The organism is Lysobacter sp. F60174L2, from assembly GCF_052547135.1.
The window spans coordinates 1,063,320-1,078,190 of record NZ_JBQWRA010000001.1 but is presented as its reverse complement, the minus strand read 5'-3'; the positions used below and the strand labels follow the sequence as shown (position 1 = coordinate 1,078,190).

Annotated in this window: 14 protein-coding genes; 8 read left to right on the top strand and 6 right to left on the bottom strand. The window is 68.5% G+C overall.

The genetic code is table 11. The features are described 5' to 3' along the window. Positions 1 to 32: 32 nt before the first annotated feature. Positions 33 to 845, top strand: coding sequence for a calcium-binding protein (locus ACT9AS_RS04870; RefSeq protein WP_445098976.1), 813 nt, complete (start codon positions 33 to 35; stop codon positions 843 to 845). Between the two features lie 4 nt (positions 846 to 849). Here the strand turns inward: ACT9AS_RS04870 and ACT9AS_RS04865 are convergent, their stop codons facing one another. From ACT9AS_RS04865 to rpsU, 5 genes are all read right to left on the bottom strand, one after another. Next, the gene (locus ACT9AS_RS04865; protein ID WP_445098975.1) at positions 850 to 1,434 is read right to left on the bottom strand and encodes a hypothetical protein; all 585 of its coding nucleotides are present in this window, start codon (positions 1,432 to 1,434) and stop codon (positions 850 to 852) included. A gap of 82 nt (positions 1,435 to 1,516) precedes the next feature. Continuing rightward, positions 1,517 to 3,256, bottom strand: coding sequence for a DNA primase (gene dnaG / locus ACT9AS_RS04860; RefSeq protein WP_445098974.1), 1,740 nt, complete (start codon positions 3,254 to 3,256; stop codon positions 1,517 to 1,519). Positions 3,257 to 3,331: 75 nt separating this feature from the next. Beyond that, positions 3,332 to 4,351, bottom strand: a complete 1,020-nt coding sequence (locus ACT9AS_RS04855; RefSeq protein WP_445098973.1) for a YhjD/YihY/BrkB family envelope integrity protein — start codon at positions 4,349 to 4,351, stop codon at positions 3,332 to 3,334. A 102-nt stretch (positions 4,352 to 4,453) separates the two neighbouring features. Next, complete coding sequence (locus ACT9AS_RS04850) at positions 4,454 to 4,900, bottom strand: GatB/YqeY domain-containing protein (protein ID WP_445098972.1); 447 nt, start codon at positions 4,898 to 4,900, stop codon at positions 4,454 to 4,456. Between the two features lie 167 nt (positions 4,901 to 5,067). Beyond that, a complete protein-coding gene (gene rpsU, locus ACT9AS_RS04845; protein WP_078758802.1) occupies positions 5,068 to 5,283 on the bottom strand; it encodes a 30S ribosomal protein S21 in 216 nt (71 codons plus the stop codon). Positions 5,284 to 6,081: 798 nt separating this feature from the next. Between rpsU and tsaD the strand changes: the two genes are divergently transcribed. The 4 genes from tsaD (at position 6,082) to folK (ending at position 9,425) form a co-directional block, all read left to right on the top strand. Next, the gene (gene tsaD / locus ACT9AS_RS04840) at positions 6,082 to 7,104 is read left to right on the top strand and encodes a tRNA (adenosine(37)-N6)-threonylcarbamoyltransferase complex transferase subunit TsaD (RefSeq protein ID WP_445098971.1); all 1,023 of its coding nucleotides are present in this window, start codon (positions 6,082 to 6,084) and stop codon (positions 7,102 to 7,104) included. A gap of 135 nt (positions 7,105 to 7,239) precedes the next feature. Then, a complete protein-coding gene (gene folB / locus ACT9AS_RS04835) occupies positions 7,240 to 7,599 on the top strand; it encodes a dihydroneopterin aldolase (RefSeq protein WP_445098970.1) in 360 nt (119 codons plus the stop codon). Between the two features lie 3 nt (positions 7,600 to 7,602). Beyond that, positions 7,603 to 8,940, top strand: a complete 1,338-nt coding sequence (locus ACT9AS_RS04830; protein ID WP_445098969.1) for a mechanosensitive ion channel domain-containing protein — start codon at positions 7,603 to 7,605, stop codon at positions 8,938 to 8,940. Then, positions 8,937 to 9,425, top strand: coding sequence for a 2-amino-4-hydroxy-6-hydroxymethyldihydropteridine diphosphokinase (folK, locus tag ACT9AS_RS04825; RefSeq protein ID WP_445098968.1), 489 nt, complete (start codon positions 8,937 to 8,939; stop codon positions 9,423 to 9,425). The genes ACT9AS_RS04830 and folK overlap by 4 nt, the downstream gene beginning before the upstream one ends. 164 nt (positions 9,426 to 9,589) lie before the next feature. Here folK and ACT9AS_RS04820 read toward each other — a convergent pair whose 3' ends face one another. Beyond that, positions 9,590 to 10,327, bottom strand: a complete 738-nt coding sequence (locus ACT9AS_RS04820) for a pteridine reductase (RefSeq protein ID WP_445098967.1) — start codon at positions 10,325 to 10,327, stop codon at positions 9,590 to 9,592. 161 nt (positions 10,328 to 10,488) lie between these two features. Here ACT9AS_RS04820 and ACT9AS_RS04815 point away from each other — a divergent pair, with 161 nt between their 5' ends. The 3 genes from ACT9AS_RS04815 (at position 10,489) to ACT9AS_RS04805 (ending at position 14,751) form a co-directional block, all read left to right on the top strand. Then, a complete protein-coding gene (locus ACT9AS_RS04815; RefSeq protein ID WP_445098966.1) occupies positions 10,489 to 11,688 on the top strand; it encodes an SAM-dependent methyltransferase in 1,200 nt (399 codons plus the stop codon). Further along, on the top strand, positions 11,685 to 12,107 hold the full coding sequence (locus ACT9AS_RS04810; RefSeq protein ID WP_445098965.1) for a VanZ family protein: 423 nt from the start codon (positions 11,685 to 11,687) through the stop codon (positions 12,105 to 12,107). Before ACT9AS_RS04815 ends, ACT9AS_RS04810 begins: the two co-directional genes overlap by 4 nt. Positions 12,108 to 12,237: 130 nt before the next feature. Further along, positions 12,238 to 14,751: a TonB-dependent receptor domain-containing protein gene (locus ACT9AS_RS04805; protein WP_445098964.1), complete on the top strand. Its 2,514-nt coding sequence runs from the start codon at positions 12,238 to 12,240 to the stop codon at positions 14,749 to 14,751. Positions 14,752 to 14,871 lie beyond the last annotated feature (120 nt).

Below are 14,871 nucleotides of genomic sequence, written 5' to 3'. Positions count from 1 at the left end.
GACGCCAAATGCGATGGAAACAATGGATTGCCATGCTAGTGCTGGGGATCGCGCTTGCAGCGCAAGCGGGGCTGGCCCAGGCCGACGGATCCACCGACGATGGCATCGGCGCCGCCGTGACTCTGTTGCGGGCCGAAGCCGATGCGCATCGGCTGATCCTGCTCGGCGAGAAGCACGGCACCAGCGAAATCCCGGATCTGGTCGAGGCGCTGGTCGAGGAATATGCCGGCGACGGACCCGTGCTTCTCGGGCTGGAGATCCCGCGTACCGGGCATGCCGCGCTGCGCGCCTACCTGCACTCCGATGGCGGTCCGGATGCACGGGCCGCGTTGCTGGACACGCCGTTCTGGCGCAAATCGGACGACCAGCATGACGGGCGTCGCAGCCACGACATGGTCGATCTCGTCGATGCGGTGCGCTCGATGCGCGTGGCGGGCAGCGACGTGGCGATCCTGCCCTACGACGTGGCGTCAGGTTACGAGGGCGATCACCACGCACGCGACATCGCGATGGCGGAGCGGATCCGCGCCGCCTATCGCGCACTGCCGAGGGGACGGCTGCTGGTGCTGGGTGGCAACGTCCACGCCATGCTCGCACGGCCCGACTACGCGCCACCGGAGATGCAGGTGCCGATGGGAGCCTACCTGCTCGACCTCGATCCCTTTGCGGTCGACATCACCGCGCACGGTGGCTGGTTCTGGGCGTGCAACGGGACCTGCGCGGCGATGGAGGAGTTACCGAAGCCGACCGGCAGCTCGCGCCTGGACGGGCGCGTCTACCATCTGCGCATCGTGCTCCCGCGCTTCAGCGTGGCGCGACTGATCGGCGCCGGAACCGCGCGTTGACGGCTCACTCGATCAACGTCTGCCCCTGCGACATCGATCCGTCGGCGAGCAGTGCCAGCAGGGTCGGGTCGCCCGGATAGCTTTCGCCGTTGAACTGCAGCGCGACGGTACCGCCCTGGGTGCCGGCGCCGCCGACCCCGACCAGCAGGTCGTGCCAGCCATTGTGGCGTTGGCGGCTGACCGCGATCGGCGGATGGGTGACGCTGGTCTGGGTGACCAGCCGGTAGCCGCTCTCCCCGCCGTTGTGGAACACCAGTAGCGTGCATCCGCCGTTTCCGCACCAGTTGGCGCCGTCCAGCAGCAACAGCAGGTCGTCGACGCCATCACCGTCGAGGTCGACCTGGGCATCGCGGTAGCCGGGCGTCTCGCCGGCCTGACGACTCTCAAGGAACGCCGACAAGGCCGCATCGCGTCGCTGGGCAGGCGTGACCAGCGGTTCCGGCAAGGGCAGCGCGATGCCGGTCGGTTGCATGTCGCCCTCGCGGATTCCGGGCGCCGCCAGGTCCAGTGCCGGGCCGCCGCTGCAGCCGAACAGTACGGGCGCCAACAGGCACGCCAGCAACAGTCTCGCGCCGTCGAATTTGCGCATGCCACGGTCCTCGCGGAGGGGGCTTGCGTGCAGCGTAGATCGTGGGTTGTCGTCGCCAGGTCAATGCCGGCGTCGCTGGCCCTCAGCGTTTGCGTGCGCTGTCCTGCAGTTCGCGCAGTTCGGCTTTCTCCTGCGTCGACAACGCGGCGAACCCGCCCTCGTGGACGATCGCCTGCAGCTCGTCGATGCGCTGCATCAGCATCTGCCGGTCGAGCTGGGCGATCGCGTCGAGCAGTTCGTCGCGCCACTTGGCCTCGTCGCCCGGCAGCGATTGCGAAGCGAGTTTTTGCAATGCCTCGTGCTCGGGGCGACCGCTGAAATGCTCGATCAGCGAACCGGTGCTGATATCGGGGCGCTGGTAGATCAGCTGCAGCAGGTCGACCAGCAGCGCGATCCCGGGCTGCTGCAGCGCGGCGAAGCGGAACGGTGGCTCCAGCTCCAGCGCCAATGATGGTTGCTGGAGCACGAACGCGATCGCCGCGCGCACCAGGCTGCGCTTCGGTGCGGGCGTGCCGCGACCGCTGCGCGCGCGCTGCACCGGCACGTGGGTTTCGGGCGCACTGGCGCGCGCGCCGACGCCGGTCAGCTCGGTCAGGCGCTGCTGCATGAGGTCGGCAAACGCGCCGTCGGGAATCTGCGCCAGCAGCGGCTTGGCGCGCTCGGCCAGCCGGCCCTTGCCTTCGAGCGTGCCGAGGTTGACGTCGGTGGACAGCGAGTCGAACAGGAACTGCGACAGCGCGGTGGCGTCGCGCAGGCGTGCATCGAAACCTTCCGCGCCCTCCTTGCGCACGATCGAGTCCGGGTCCTCGCCGTCGGGCAGGAACAGGAAGAACGCCTGGCGGCCGTCCTTCATCCGCGGCAGCACCGATTCGACCGCCTTCCACGCCGCGGCGCGGCCGGCGCGGTCGCCGTCGAAGCAGAAGTAGACGTCGGGCGCGTTGCGGAACAGCAGCTCGGCGTGGTCGGCGGTGGTGGCGGTGCCGAGGGTGGCGACCGCGGTGTCGACGCCGTGCTGGGCGAGGGCGACCACGTCCATGTAGCCCTCGACCACGATCAGCCGCGGGATCTGCTTGTGCGCCTGGCGCACCTGCCACAGGCCGTAGAGTTCGCGGCCCTTGTGGAACAGCTCGGTCTCGGGCGAGTTGAGGTATTTGGGGCTGGCGTCTTTGTCGAGAACGCGGCCGCCGAAGGCGATCGTGCGGCCGCGGCGGTCGTGGATCGGGAACATCACCCGGTCGCGGAACTTGTCGTAGACCCGGCCGCTGTCGTTGCGCGAGAACAGTCCGGCGCGTTCGAGCAGCTTCATCCGCCGCTCGTCGGTGCCGAGCGCGTCGCGCAGTGCGTTGAAACCATCCGGCGCGTAACCGATCGAGAAGCGCGCGCGGATGTCGGCGTCGACTTCGCGACCGTCGAGGTAGGCCTGTGCTTTCGTACTGCCAGCCAGTTGCCTGCGGAAGAACTGCGCCGCCGCGTCGACGACGCTGTAGAGGTCCTGGCTGTCCGGATTGGCGTTGCGCTGGCGGGTGTCGCGCGGCACTTCCATGCCGGTCTGCCGCGCCAGTTCCTCGACCGCATCGAGGAATTCCAGGCGGTCGTACTCCATCAGGAACTTGATCGCGGTGCCGTGCGCGCCGCAGCCGAAGCAGTGGTAGAACTGCTTGGTCGGCGACACCGTGAAGCTCGGCGATCGCTCGTCGTGGAACGGACAGCGCGCCGAATACTCCTTGCCCTGCCGCTTCAACGGCACGCGCGCGCCGATCAGCTCGACGATGTCGGCGCGGGCGAGCAGGTCGTCGATGAAAGCGTCGGGGATGCGTGCCATGCGTCGTGTCGCGGGGACACCAGTCGAGCGGGAAACCGGAGCGCTAGGATGCCATCGCCGCGACCGGCGTGCGCGTTATCGCGTTGCCGGCGGAGCGGTCGCGGCGGCGGAACGGGCCGCCGGATTGCCGGCAAGCTCACGCGCAAGCCGGTCCTTCACCCGCGCGTACTCGTCGAGCATCGCGGTGATCAGCGCGCCGACCAGGAACACCACCGCGCAGTAGTACATCCACACCAGCATGACGACCAGTCCGCCGGCCGGGCCGTAGGCGCTGCCGAGGCTGGCCTGTCCGAGGTACAGCCCGATCGCCCAGCGCCCCAGCATGAACAGGCTGGCGGTCAGCGCGCCTCCGAACAGCGCACGGCGCCGGCTCACAGGCCGGTCCGGCAACAGCCGGTACATCCCCGCGAACACCAGCGCATACAGCAGGAACGAGAACACCGTGGCGAACACCGGCAGCAGGTCCGGCAGCCACGCCATCAGCATCGCCAGTGCCGCCTGCACCGCCATCGACACCACAAGCAGGAAGCCGACCGCGATCGCCATGCCGAACGACAGCAGCCGCTTGCGCAGCCACGCGAGCACACCGCCGAGGCGGTTGGCGTCGGAACGGAACACCCGGTTGAGCGCGGCCTGCAACTGGCCGAACACGATCGATGCGCCAACCAGCAGCGCACCGGTGCCGAGCAACGCGGCCAGCGAACCGGTGCCGGCTTCCTGTTCGGCGTTGGCGACGATCAGTCGCGCGGTGTCCTCGACCTGCGGGCCGACCAGCAGGCCGATCTGGCGGAAGAATTCGTCCTGCGCGCTCGGGTACAGGGTGGTGGTCAGCCACAGCAGCATCAGCACCAGCGGCGCCAGCGACAGCAGGGTGTAGAACGACAGCGCCGCGGCGAGGGCGAGGATGTCGTAGTCGAAGAAGCGCTGGACGAACTTGCCGGGCCAGCTTTGCTGCACCCGCGCCCGCAGGGCGATGACCCGGTCGCGCAGGTCGGGGTCTTCGATGTCCGCGTCGAGGTCCGCAGCGCGATTCCGGTCGAGGTAGGGCGCCTGCGCCGGCGCAGCGCGGACGTTGTCTTCGTCGGGTCTCGGCATACGGCCCTCGTGAGCGCGGTTGGTCGCGGCCAGTATCGGGCGACGCGGGTTAGCGTCGCGTGGTTTGGATGGCCGGCGGCCCGGGCCGGTGGCGCGGCGGGGTTATGCGCTGAGGCGCTGCTTGACCAGCTTCGACACCAGACCCATGTCGGCCTGGCCGGCCAGCTTCGGCTTGAGCACGCCCATCAGCTTGCCGATGTCGGCCGGCGAGGCGGCACCGGTTTCGGCGATGGCGGCGTCGATCGCGGTGATGATCGACGCTTCATCGAGCTTGGCTGGGAGGTAACGCTCGACCACCACGATCTCGTCGCGCTCGACCTTGGCCAGGTCCTCGCGGCCGGCGGCCTCGAACTGGCTGACCGAGTCGCGGCGCTGCTTGACCATTTTCTCCAGCACGGCCAGCACCTGGGCGTCGTCGAGTTCGATGCGCTCGTCGACTTCCTTCTGCTTGATCGCGGCGTTGGCCAGCCGGATCACGCCGAGGCTGTGCTTGTCGCCGCTCTTCATTGCGGCCTTCATATCGTCGGTGAGGCGTTGCTTGAGGCTCATGGAGGAATCCTTGCTGTGTTGGGGGCGCTGTGTTCGGGCGGTGGGGCGGGGCGAGCCGACGGCGCGGGAACGCAAAAAGCCGGCGGCGCTCGCGGCGCGGCCGGCTTTGGCTTCCCTGTGGAGAATCCGGCCGTGGAGGGCCGGGGTCCTGCGCAGGATGCGCGCGATCAGTACAGGCGCTGGCGCTTGGTCACGTCGCGCGAGGCGCGGCGGGACTGGCGCTTCACCGCGGCGGCGGCCTTGCGCTTGCGTTCCTGGGTCGGCTTCTCGTAGTACTCGCGCTTGCGGGTCTCGGCGAGGACGCCGGCCTTCTCGCAGGTGCGCTTGAAGCGACGCAGGGCAAACTCGAAAGGCTCGTTTTCGCGGACTTTGACGCTTGGCATACGGTATCTCGGTTCGGGGTGAACAGCCCGGACAACCCGGGAGAGCCGCGTATTGTACTGGCGCTGGCTGGTGATGTGCAACCTGACCGGCAACGGCAACGGCGGGAGCAGGGCAGGGGCAAGAGCAGGAGCAGGGGACGGCGGGCAGGGGCGCAGGAGCAAGGAGCGGAAGGCGGGGATTCCCGGCTCCGGGGAGGGCGGCGCCCTGCCGGGGTGTTGACTCCGTCCCCTCCGTCGGGCCATCCATGGCCCGAGTCGGGGAACGCACGCCATCCATGGCGTGCTCTACGCAACACCCCGGCAGGACGTCGCCTTGCGGCTTGCAGGGTGAGGCGTTGTTGTTTCGGGTATCGCTGCGTCTCCCGGTCGCGAGTAAAACGCCTTTTGTAGGAGCGACGTGAGTCGCGATTTCACTGATGCCCGTAGTCGCCGTGAAATCGCGACTTACGTCGCTCCTACACGAAGCCAATTCCCGAAGCCGGGATTATCCGGGTAGGAGGTGGACGGTGGGGGTATTGCGGAAAAGCGGGCCATGGATGGCCCGCGGCCCGCCTCAGGGCAGGGTGAGCGCAGGCGGCTTGCGCGGCACTGCCGCGCGCCTGTGCGAACGCCCGGCGCGCTGCGCCGGGCCGGACCGCGGAGCGGCCCTGACGAAGGGCTGGAGCAATACCTCCGCCGGCCGCCTCCTGCGCCACGAAGTTCCTGAAGCTGCTCTTGATCTTCACCAAAGGTCACCATGGCGCAGCTTCGCCCCCGAGCGGGCTACCCTTTACACCCCGCCGTCCCCATATCCGCCCGATGAGAGTTCTAGGCATCGAAACCAGTTGCGATGAAACCGGCGTGGCGGTGTACGACACCGACGCCGGCCTGCTCGCGCATGCGCTGTACAGCCAGATCGCGCTGCACGCCGAGTACGGCGGGGTGGTGCCGGAGCTGGCCAGCCGCGACCACGTGCGCAAGTTGCTGCCGCTGGTCCGCCAGACCCTGGCCGAGGCGGGAATGGCGGTCGACGACATCGATGGCGTCGCCTACACCGCCGGGCCCGGCCTGGTCGGCGCGTTGCTGGTTGGCGCCGGCGTCGCGCGGTCGCTGGCGTGGGCGCTCGACAGGCCGGCGGTCGCGGTCCACCACATGGAAGGCCACCTGCTGGCGCCGCTGATGGAAGGCGACCCGTCCAGCCGCCCGCAACCGCCGTTCGTGGCGCTGCTGGTATCGGGCGGCCATACCCAACTGGTCGGGGTCGAGGCGATCGGTCGCTACCGGCTGCTCGGCGAAACCCTCGACGATGCCGCCGGCGAGGCGTTCGACAAGACCGCCAAACTCATGGGCCTGCCATACCCCGGCGGTCCTCAACTGGCCGCGCTGGCGGGGCAGGGCACGGCCGGGGCATTCAAGTTCCCGCGGCCGATGACCAACCGGCCGGGGCTCGACTTCAGCTTCAGCGGGCTCAAGACGCAGGTGCTGCTGGCGTGGCGCGACAGCGACCAGTCGGAGCAGGTTCGCGCCGACATCGCGCGTGGGTTCGAGGAGGCGGTGGTCGACACCCTCGCGATCAAGTGCGAGCGCGCGCTCGACGAAGCCGGCTGCGAGACCCTGGTGGTCGCCGGCGGGGTCGGCGCCAATCGCCGCCTGCGGGCCCGGCTGGAGCAGATCGCCGAGCGTCGCGGCGGCCGGGTGTGCTTCCCGCGGCCGCAGTTCTGCACCGACAACGGCGCGATGATCGCGTTCGCCGGCGCGCTGCGGCTGCAGGCTGGCCAGCATGAGAACGCCTCGGTGATGGTGACGCCGCGCTGGGACATGGCGACGCTGCCTGCGGTGTAGCGGCCGGTTCTTGACCCGTGCAGGAGCGACGTGAGTCGCGATGGCACGGTGCTCCCGGATAGCAGTGAAATCGCGACTTACGTCGCTCCTACAGGCGGAAGCTCTGCGCAGCCAACAACGAGACACGGAATCGCAATGGACAAGGTATTCATCGAAGGCCTGCAGATCGACGCGCTGATCGGCATCTACGACTGGGAGCGGCGGATCCGCCAGCCGCTGGTATTCGACATCGAGATGGCGTTCGACAACCGCGTCCCGGCCGCCACCGATGCGATCGATGACACGCTCAACTACAAGGCGGTCAGCAAGCGGGTGATCGAGTACGTCGCCGCGTCGGACTTCGGACTGGTCGAAACCCTGGCCGAGCGGGTCGCGGCGATCATCCTCCACGAGTTCGGTGTGCAGCATGTGGCATTGAAGCTCTCCAAGCCCGGTGCGGTGCGCGGCGCGCGCGCGGTCGGGGTGATGATCGAGCGCTCGGCCGCTACCCTGTAAGGCATGGAACAACTTTTCGACACCGCATTGCTGCAGCCGCTGGCCGGCTATCCCCACGCACAGACCGCGCTCGGTCTCCTCGCCCTGTTGCTCGGCGCATGGATCGCCAACTGGCTGACCCGGCAGGTGCTGCTGCGGGTGGTCGGGCGGCTGGCCCAGGCCTCGCCGACGCAATGGGACGACGCGTTGATGTCGCGCCGGGTGCTGGCGCGGCTGGCCAACGTGGTGCCGGCGCTGATCATCCTGGCCGGCATCGGCGTGGTACCGGGCCTGCCGGAGTTGCTGGTCACGGTGGTGCGCAATGTCGCCCTGGCCTACGTCGTGCTGACCATCGCGATGGCGGTCGGCAACCTGCTCAACGCACTCAACGACATCTACGAAAAGAACAGCCGGCGTGCCCGCGAGCGGCCGATCAAGGGCTACCTGCAACTGCTCAAGCTGATCGTCTACATCATCGCTGCGGTGCTGATCGTCGCCTCGCTTATCAACCGCTCGCCACTGGTGCTGCTGACCGGCCTGGGTGCGATGACCGCGGTGGTGATGCTGGTGTTCAAGGACACCATCCTGTCGCTGGTGGCGTCGGTGCAGCTGTCGAGCAACGACATGTTGCGGGTCGACGACTGGATCGAAATGCCCAGCCAGGGTGCCGATGGCGACGTGATCGACATCAGCCTGCACACGGTCAAGGTGCAGAACTGGGACAAGACCATCAGCACCATCCCGACCCACCGGCTGATCAGCGAGAGCTTCCGCAACTGGCGTGGCATGCAGCAGTCCGGCGGTCGGCGTATCAAGCGTTCGTTGCTGATCGACCAGAACTCGGTGCGCTTCCTCGACAAGCCCGAGCGCGACCACCTGCGCCGGATCGCACTGATCGATGGCTACCTCGACGACCAGCGTGCGGAACTCGAGGAGTACAACGCCAAGCTCGAGGCGGCCGGCAAGGATCCGGTCAACAACCGCCGCGCGACCAACCTCGGCACGTTCCGCGCCTACATCACCGCCTACCTGCGCGCGCACCCCGGGGTGAACCAGGAAATGACCCTGATGGTGCGCCAGCTCGCGCCCGGGCCGACCGGCTTGCCGATGGAGATCTACTGTTTCTCGGCGGACGTCGGCTGGGTGGCCTACGAAAACCTCGCCGGCGACATCTTCGACCACCTGCTGGCGGTGCTACCGGAGTTCGGGCTGAAGCTGTACCAGGCGCCCGGTGGCGCCGACGTGGCGGACGCGCTGTCGCGGCTGGGCGGAGCCGCATCAGATGGCCCGGCGATGGATGACGGCGCCAGCATGCCGGCGGACAATGCGCCACCACCACCGGGACCGCCTGCGACCGCATGAGCCGCGCCTACCTCAGCCTCGGCAGCAACCTCGAACCGGTGGCCAACCTGCGCAGCGCGATCGACGCGCTGCGCGGGCGCTTCGGCACCCTGGTGCTGTCGCCGGTCTACCGCACCCGTGCGGTCGGTTTCGACGGCACGGATTTCCTCAATGCCGCGGCGGTCATCGAGACCGACCTGGAGCCCCTCGCGCTCAACGACTGGCTGCATGCGCTGGAAGACGCGCACGGGCGCGACCGCAGCGGGCCGCGGCATGGCGACCGGACGCTGGATATCGACATCGTGCTGTTCGACGACCGGGTGCTGTCGGGGCCCGGCAACCTGCGGATCCCGCGGCCGGAACTGCAGCACGCCTTCGTGCTGAAGCCATTGGCCGACATCGCCGCCGCGGTGACGGTGCCGGGCGACGGCCGCACGCTGGCGCAGTTGTGGGGGGCGCATCCGGAATGCGGCGCGGTGTTGGAGGTCGTGGAGCTGGGGTTCTAGCGACGCGCACTGCGGTCTGGCTTGGCCGGAATAGGGGCTTTTTGTAGGAGCGACGTAAGTCGCGATTTCCATACGTCTACATGGGTTCAGAGCGTCGCGACTTACGTCGCTCCTACATTCCGCGACGACGCCGTCGTACGACGTCACGACCAACGACGGGTCGGTTACCCGGCCAGCATCCGCCCGCCATCCAGATGCAGCACCTGCCCGGTGCTGTAGGTCGCATCCTGCAGCAACCAGCGCACCGCCTCGGCGACTTCTTCCGGCGTGCCGGTGCGGCCCAGCGGCGTGCGCGCCAGCATCGCGTCCTTCGCGGCGTCGTTGCCGTCGTCCTCCGGCCACAGGATCGCGCCGGGCGACACCGCGTTGACGCGCACCTCCGGCCCCAGTTCCAGCGCCAGCGATTTCGTCATCATCAGCAGCGCCGCCTTGGCCATGCAGTAGACCGTGTGCTCGCGCAGCGGCCGCTCGGCGTAGATGTCGACCAGGTTGACGATCGAACCGCCGCTGGCCTGCAGGTGCGGCGCCGCGGCCTGGACCAGGAAAAACGGCGCGCGCGCGTTGCTGGCGAACAGCGCGTCCCACTGTGCCGGCGTGGTGGAGCCGAGCGGGGTCGGCTCGAAGCCGGAGGCGTTGTTGACCAGCGCGTCGAGCCGGCCGAAGCGGCCGACGGTCTGCGCGAGCAACTCCGGCAGCCGGTCGAACTCGGCCAGGTCGGCCTGCAGCAGCAGCGTGCTGCCCGGGCGGGCGGCCTCCAGTTCGGCGGCCAACGCATCGAGCTCGGCGCGCGAGTTGCGGCAGTGCAGCGCCAGGTCGTAACCGGCGGCGTGCAGTGTGCGGGCGATCACCGCGCCGATGCGTCGTGCCGAACCGGTTATCAGGACGACGGGTGGAGCGGACATTGGGCCTCCATTGATGCTGGTTTTTCGCGGATTCGGGAGTTGCAGCGCACAGGGTTCTTGGCAGGAGCGCTTTCAGCCGCGATCGGCTGATCATTCGCCAGCACCGACTTCAGGCCGCACCTGAAGCCGCTCCTGCGCAGGTATCCTGCGCGAGTATCCGGATGGACGCCAACGTGACCGATTTCGACCTGCCGACCCCCGACGCCGACGCGCTTGCCCACAGCGAACGGCTCGGCGCCCTGATCGACGCCCAGATCGCCGCCGCGGACGGCGCCGCGATCCCGTTCTCGCGCTTCATGGAGCTGGCCCTGTACGCCCCCGGGCTGGGTTACTACAGCGCCGGTGCGAGCAAGTTCGGCGAGGCCGGCGACTTTGTAACCGCGCCAGAGCTGGGCCCGGTCTTCGCCGCCTGCGTGGCCGAGAGCGTCGCCCCGGTGTTGCAACAGATCGGGCCGCAGGCGCGGTTCCTCGAACTCGGCGGCGGCACCGGCGCCTTCGCCGAGACCGCGCTCAAGCGGCTGCTCGAACTCGATGCGCTGCCCGACCGCTTCGCCATCCTCGAACCCAGCGCCGAATTGCGCGAACGCCAGCGCGAGCGCCTGCAGCAGCGACTGGTGCCACCGCTGTTCGACCTGGTCGAATGGCTCGACGCGCCGTTCGCCGATTCCTGGGACGGCGTGCTGTTCGCCAACGAGGTGATCGACGCGCTGCCGACACCGCGTTTCGCGATCGATGCCGGCGAGGTGTACGAGGAACACGTCGCGATCGAAGCCGGCCAGCGCGTCCGCGTGCTGCGCACGGCCGACCGGTTCCTGGCCAATGCGGTACGCCACGTCGAACGCCGGCTCGAGCGCACGCTGCCCGACGGCTACCGTTCCGAAGTGCTGCCGCAGCTGCCGTACTGGATCCAGGCGGTCGCCGGCGGCATGCAGCGCGGCGCGATGCTGTTCGTCGACTACGGCTACCCGCGCGCCGAGTACTACCAGCCCGACCGCAGCGACGGCACCCTGCGTGCCTACTACCGCCATCGCATGCACGCCGATCCGCTGCTGTGGCCGGGCCTGCAGGACATCACCGCGTCGGTCGACTTCACCGCGCTGGCCGAGGCCGGCGTGGCTGCCGGTTTCGACTTCGCCGGCTACTGCAACCAGGCCAGCTTCCTGCTCGGCAACGGCCTGGCCGGGGTGCTGCAACGCATCGAGAAGATCGACGACGAAGCCGAGCGCCAGCGGCGCGGCAACGAGGTCAAGCGGCTGACCCTGCCCAGCGAGATGGGCGAGCGCTTCCAGGTCATCGGTTTCGAGAAGGACGTCGAGTTCGGCGCCGCGTTCCTGGCCGGCGACCTGAGCTACCGGCTGTGAGTTCCGCACGGTCGCCGCGGCCGCTGCTGCGCGAGTTCCATCGCCCGGCGACGTGGCTGGCGGGATGGTGCGCGTTGTTCCTTTTGATAGCGGTCGGCTCGCTGCTTCCCGCGGGCGAGTTGCCGACGGTGTCGAACGGCTTCGACAAGGTCGAGCACTTCCTCGGCTACGCGCTGCTGTCGGCGTACGCGGTGATGCTGTTCGCGCGGATGCGGCCGCAGGCGCTGGCGGCGCTGGGCGTGATCGTCTTCGGCATCGCGATCGAGGTCGCGCAATCGGCATGGACGGTCGATCGGCTGGGCGACAGCGCCGATGCGATGGCCAACGCGCTGGGTGCGCTGGCCGGGCTGGGCATCTCGGTCACGCCGATGGCGCGGTGGCTGCAACGGCTCGACGCACGCCTCCAAGCGCGCGCGTAACGACACCGCCCGGCCGGCGCCGATTGCGGAAAACTGTGACACCCGTCTGCGCCACTTGCGCGCACGCGCGGCTTGCTGGAGGCTTGCCGCGGTACAGGGGAAGTCCGTTCACCATCTCAAGGAACCGAGCATGTCCGTCATCAACCACACCCGGTTGGCGCTGGGCGTGGCCGCGATACTCGCTGCCCACGCCATCGCGCCCGTCGCATCCGCCCAGCAGTCGAGCACGGCCGATCCGGCGGAATCCAACGCCACCAACCTCGACGCGGTGCAGGTCACCGGCTCGCGCGTGCGCGGCCGCACCGCCGAGGACACCGCCGCGCCGGTCGACATCATCGGCAAGGAAGAGCTCAACGCCACCGGTGCGCTCGAGGTCGGGCAGATCCTGCAGACGCTGGAACCGTCGTTCAACTTCTCCCGCACCTTTGTCAGCGACGGCTCCGACATCCTGCGGCCGGCGACCCTGCGTGCGCTCGGGCCGGACCAGGTGCTGGTGCTCGTCAACGGCCAGCGCCGCCACCAGCAGGCGCTGGTCAACGTGCAGCAGACCATCGGCCGCGGCTCGGCCGGTACCGACATCAACGCAATCCCGCTGTCGGCGATCGAGCGCATCGAGGTGCTGCGCGACGGCGCCGCCGCGCAGTACGGCTCCGACGCGATCGCCGGCGTGATCAACATCATCCTCAAGCGCCAGACCGACCACACCGACGTGTCGCTGATGGGCGGCCAGACCTATGCAGGCGACGGCGAGATCGTCCACGGTTCGGTCAACACCGGCTGGGACCTCGGCAAGGGATTCGTCAACCTTTCGGCAGAGTACCGCGACCGTGGCGAGACCAACCGCGCCGGCCCCGACAGCCTGCGGGTCAACCCGCCGCGCGTGACCCAGCGCCTGGGCGACTCCGACGCGACCGACGCCTACCTGTGGTTGAACTCCGCGGTCCCGCTCGGCGCCGGTGAGCTGTACGCGTTCGGCGGCCTGTCGCAGCGCGAGGGCAACTCGTCGGGCTTCTTCCGCGGCCCCGACGACAACCGCACGGTGCCCGAGCTGTATCCCGACGGCTTCCTGCCGACCATCCTGACCACGGTCGACGATGCTTCGCTGGCGATCGGCTACAAGGCGCCGCTGGGCAGCAGCGGCTGGGACATGGACGTGTCGGTCAACCACGGACGCAGCGAGTTCGGCTTCAGCGAGGGCAACTCGGCCAACGTCAGCTGGTGGTACGAGCCGATCGACCCGACCGATCCCGCCGCCGGCATCTACGGCGAATCGCCGACCACCGCCGACACCGGCACGCTGCGGTTCGACCAGACCACCTTCAATCTCGACTTCACCGGCAGTGTCGAGGGCATCAACGACCACCTGCTGTACCTCGCCACCGGCGTGGAGTGGCGGCAGGACAACTACGAGATCGAGGCCGGCGACTTCGTGTCCTACAGCTACGGCCGCGGCAACGACCGCGACATCGTGATCACCGGGCAAACAGGCGATGTCGCCCAGCCGGGCATGCAGGGTTTCCCGGGCTTCTCGCCGGACGAGGCGGTCGACGAGGGCCGCCACAGCATGGCGGTGTACTTCGATGCCGAGACCAACCTGACCGAGCGTTTCCTGCTCGGAGGCGCGGTCCGCTTCGAGGACTACTCGGACTTCGGCAACACCACCATCGGCAAGCTGTCGGCGCGTTTCGACGCCAGTGATGCATTCGCGGTGCGCGGCACCGTGTCGACCGGCTTCCGCGCGCCCGGCGTGCAGCAATTGTTCTACAGCCAGCGTTCGACCAACCTCAACGCCGAGGGCGTGCTGACCGACACCCTGACCGCGCGCCAGGACAGCGACGTCACTCGCGCGTTCGGGATCCAGCCGTTGAAGGAGGAGACCTCGACCAGCGGCACGCTCGGCTTCGTCTACACGCCCACCGAGCGCCTGTCGCTGACGATGGACGTGTTCCGGATCGATATCGATGACCGCATCATCTTCTCCAGCAACATCCAGCCCGAGGCGCTCGGAACCGACGGCCAGCCGTGCGCGGCCGACAACACCAACTGCCCGATCAGCGCGATCCTCGACCCGATCGGGGTCGGCCAGGTGCTGTTCTTCACCAACGCGATCGACACCCGCACCACCGGCGTGGACTTCGTCGCCAACCACAACACAGCGTTCGACAGCGGCGCCACGCTCGACCTGACCGCATTGGTTCACTTCAACAAGACCGAAGTGCTCGAACGGCGCTCGCAATCACCGATCCTGACGCCCGAGCAACTGTTCGACGACCCGCAGGTGACCCTGATCGAGCAGGGTCAGCCGCGCGCCCATCACGTGCTGCAGGCGGTGTACGAAACCGGTGCGTGGCAGTGGACCGCGCGCGGGAACTACTTCGGCTCGGTCAGTGGCGAGGGCTTCACCCCGGGTATCAAGCAGACGTGGGGCGGCAAGGCGCTGTTCGACCTCGGCGTACGCTACGCGGTCAGTGACAGCCTCAAGCTCAGCGTCGGCGGCAACAATATCTTCGACCAGTACCCGGACAAGTGGGATCCGGAAACCGGTGCACCATTCCCGCAGATGGGCTTCAAGTACGGCTGGGAGACCATGCCGTTCGGCATGAACGGCGGCAGCTGGTACGTGAGGATGGATTACCGGTTCTGATGGTGTTGGCCGGGCGGTTGCAGGCCGCCCGGCCACCGATGCGATGCCTTTTTGTAGGAGCGACGTAAGTCGCGATTTCCTCGGCACCCGGGATCGCCGTGCGATCGCGACTTACGTCGC

Excerpts from the sequence above, each read along its gene's own strand:
- ACT9AS_RS04870 (WP_445098976.1), top strand. The coding sequence starts at position 33 with ATGCTAGTGCTGGGGATCGCGCTTGCAGCGCAAGCGGGGCTGGCCCAG.
- ACT9AS_RS04865 (WP_445098975.1), bottom strand. The coding sequence starts at position 1,434 with ATGCGCAAATTCGACGGCGCGAGACTGTTGCTGGCGTGCCTGTTGGCG.
- dnaG (WP_445098974.1), bottom strand. The coding sequence starts at position 3,256 with ATGGCACGCATCCCCGACGCTTTCATCGACGACCTGCTCGCCCGCGCC.
- ACT9AS_RS04855 (WP_445098973.1), bottom strand. The coding sequence starts at position 4,351 with ATGCCGAGACCCGACGAAGACAACGTCCGCGCTGCGCCGGCGCAGGCG.
- ACT9AS_RS04850 (WP_445098972.1), bottom strand. The coding sequence starts at position 4,900 with ATGAGCCTCAAGCAACGCCTCACCGACGATATGAAGGCCGCAATGAAG.
- rpsU (WP_078758802.1), bottom strand. The coding sequence starts at position 5,283 with ATGCCAAGCGTCAAAGTCCGCGAAAACGAGCCTTTCGAGTTTGCCCTG.
- tsaD (WP_445098971.1), top strand. The coding sequence starts at position 6,082 with ATGAGAGTTCTAGGCATCGAAACCAGTTGCGATGAAACCGGCGTGGCG.
- folB (WP_445098970.1), top strand. The coding sequence starts at position 7,240 with ATGGACAAGGTATTCATCGAAGGCCTGCAGATCGACGCGCTGATCGGC.
- ACT9AS_RS04830 (WP_445098969.1), top strand. The coding sequence starts at position 7,603 with ATGGAACAACTTTTCGACACCGCATTGCTGCAGCCGCTGGCCGGCTAT.
- folK (WP_445098968.1), top strand. The coding sequence starts at position 8,937 with ATGAGCCGCGCCTACCTCAGCCTCGGCAGCAACCTCGAACCGGTGGCC.
- ACT9AS_RS04820 (WP_445098967.1), bottom strand. The coding sequence starts at position 10,327 with ATGTCCGCTCCACCCGTCGTCCTGATAACCGGTTCGGCACGACGCATC.
- ACT9AS_RS04815 (WP_445098966.1), top strand. The coding sequence starts at position 10,489 with ATGGACGCCAACGTGACCGATTTCGACCTGCCGACCCCCGACGCCGAC.
- ACT9AS_RS04805 (WP_445098964.1), top strand. The coding sequence starts at position 12,238 with ATGTCCGTCATCAACCACACCCGGTTGGCGCTGGGCGTGGCCGCGATA.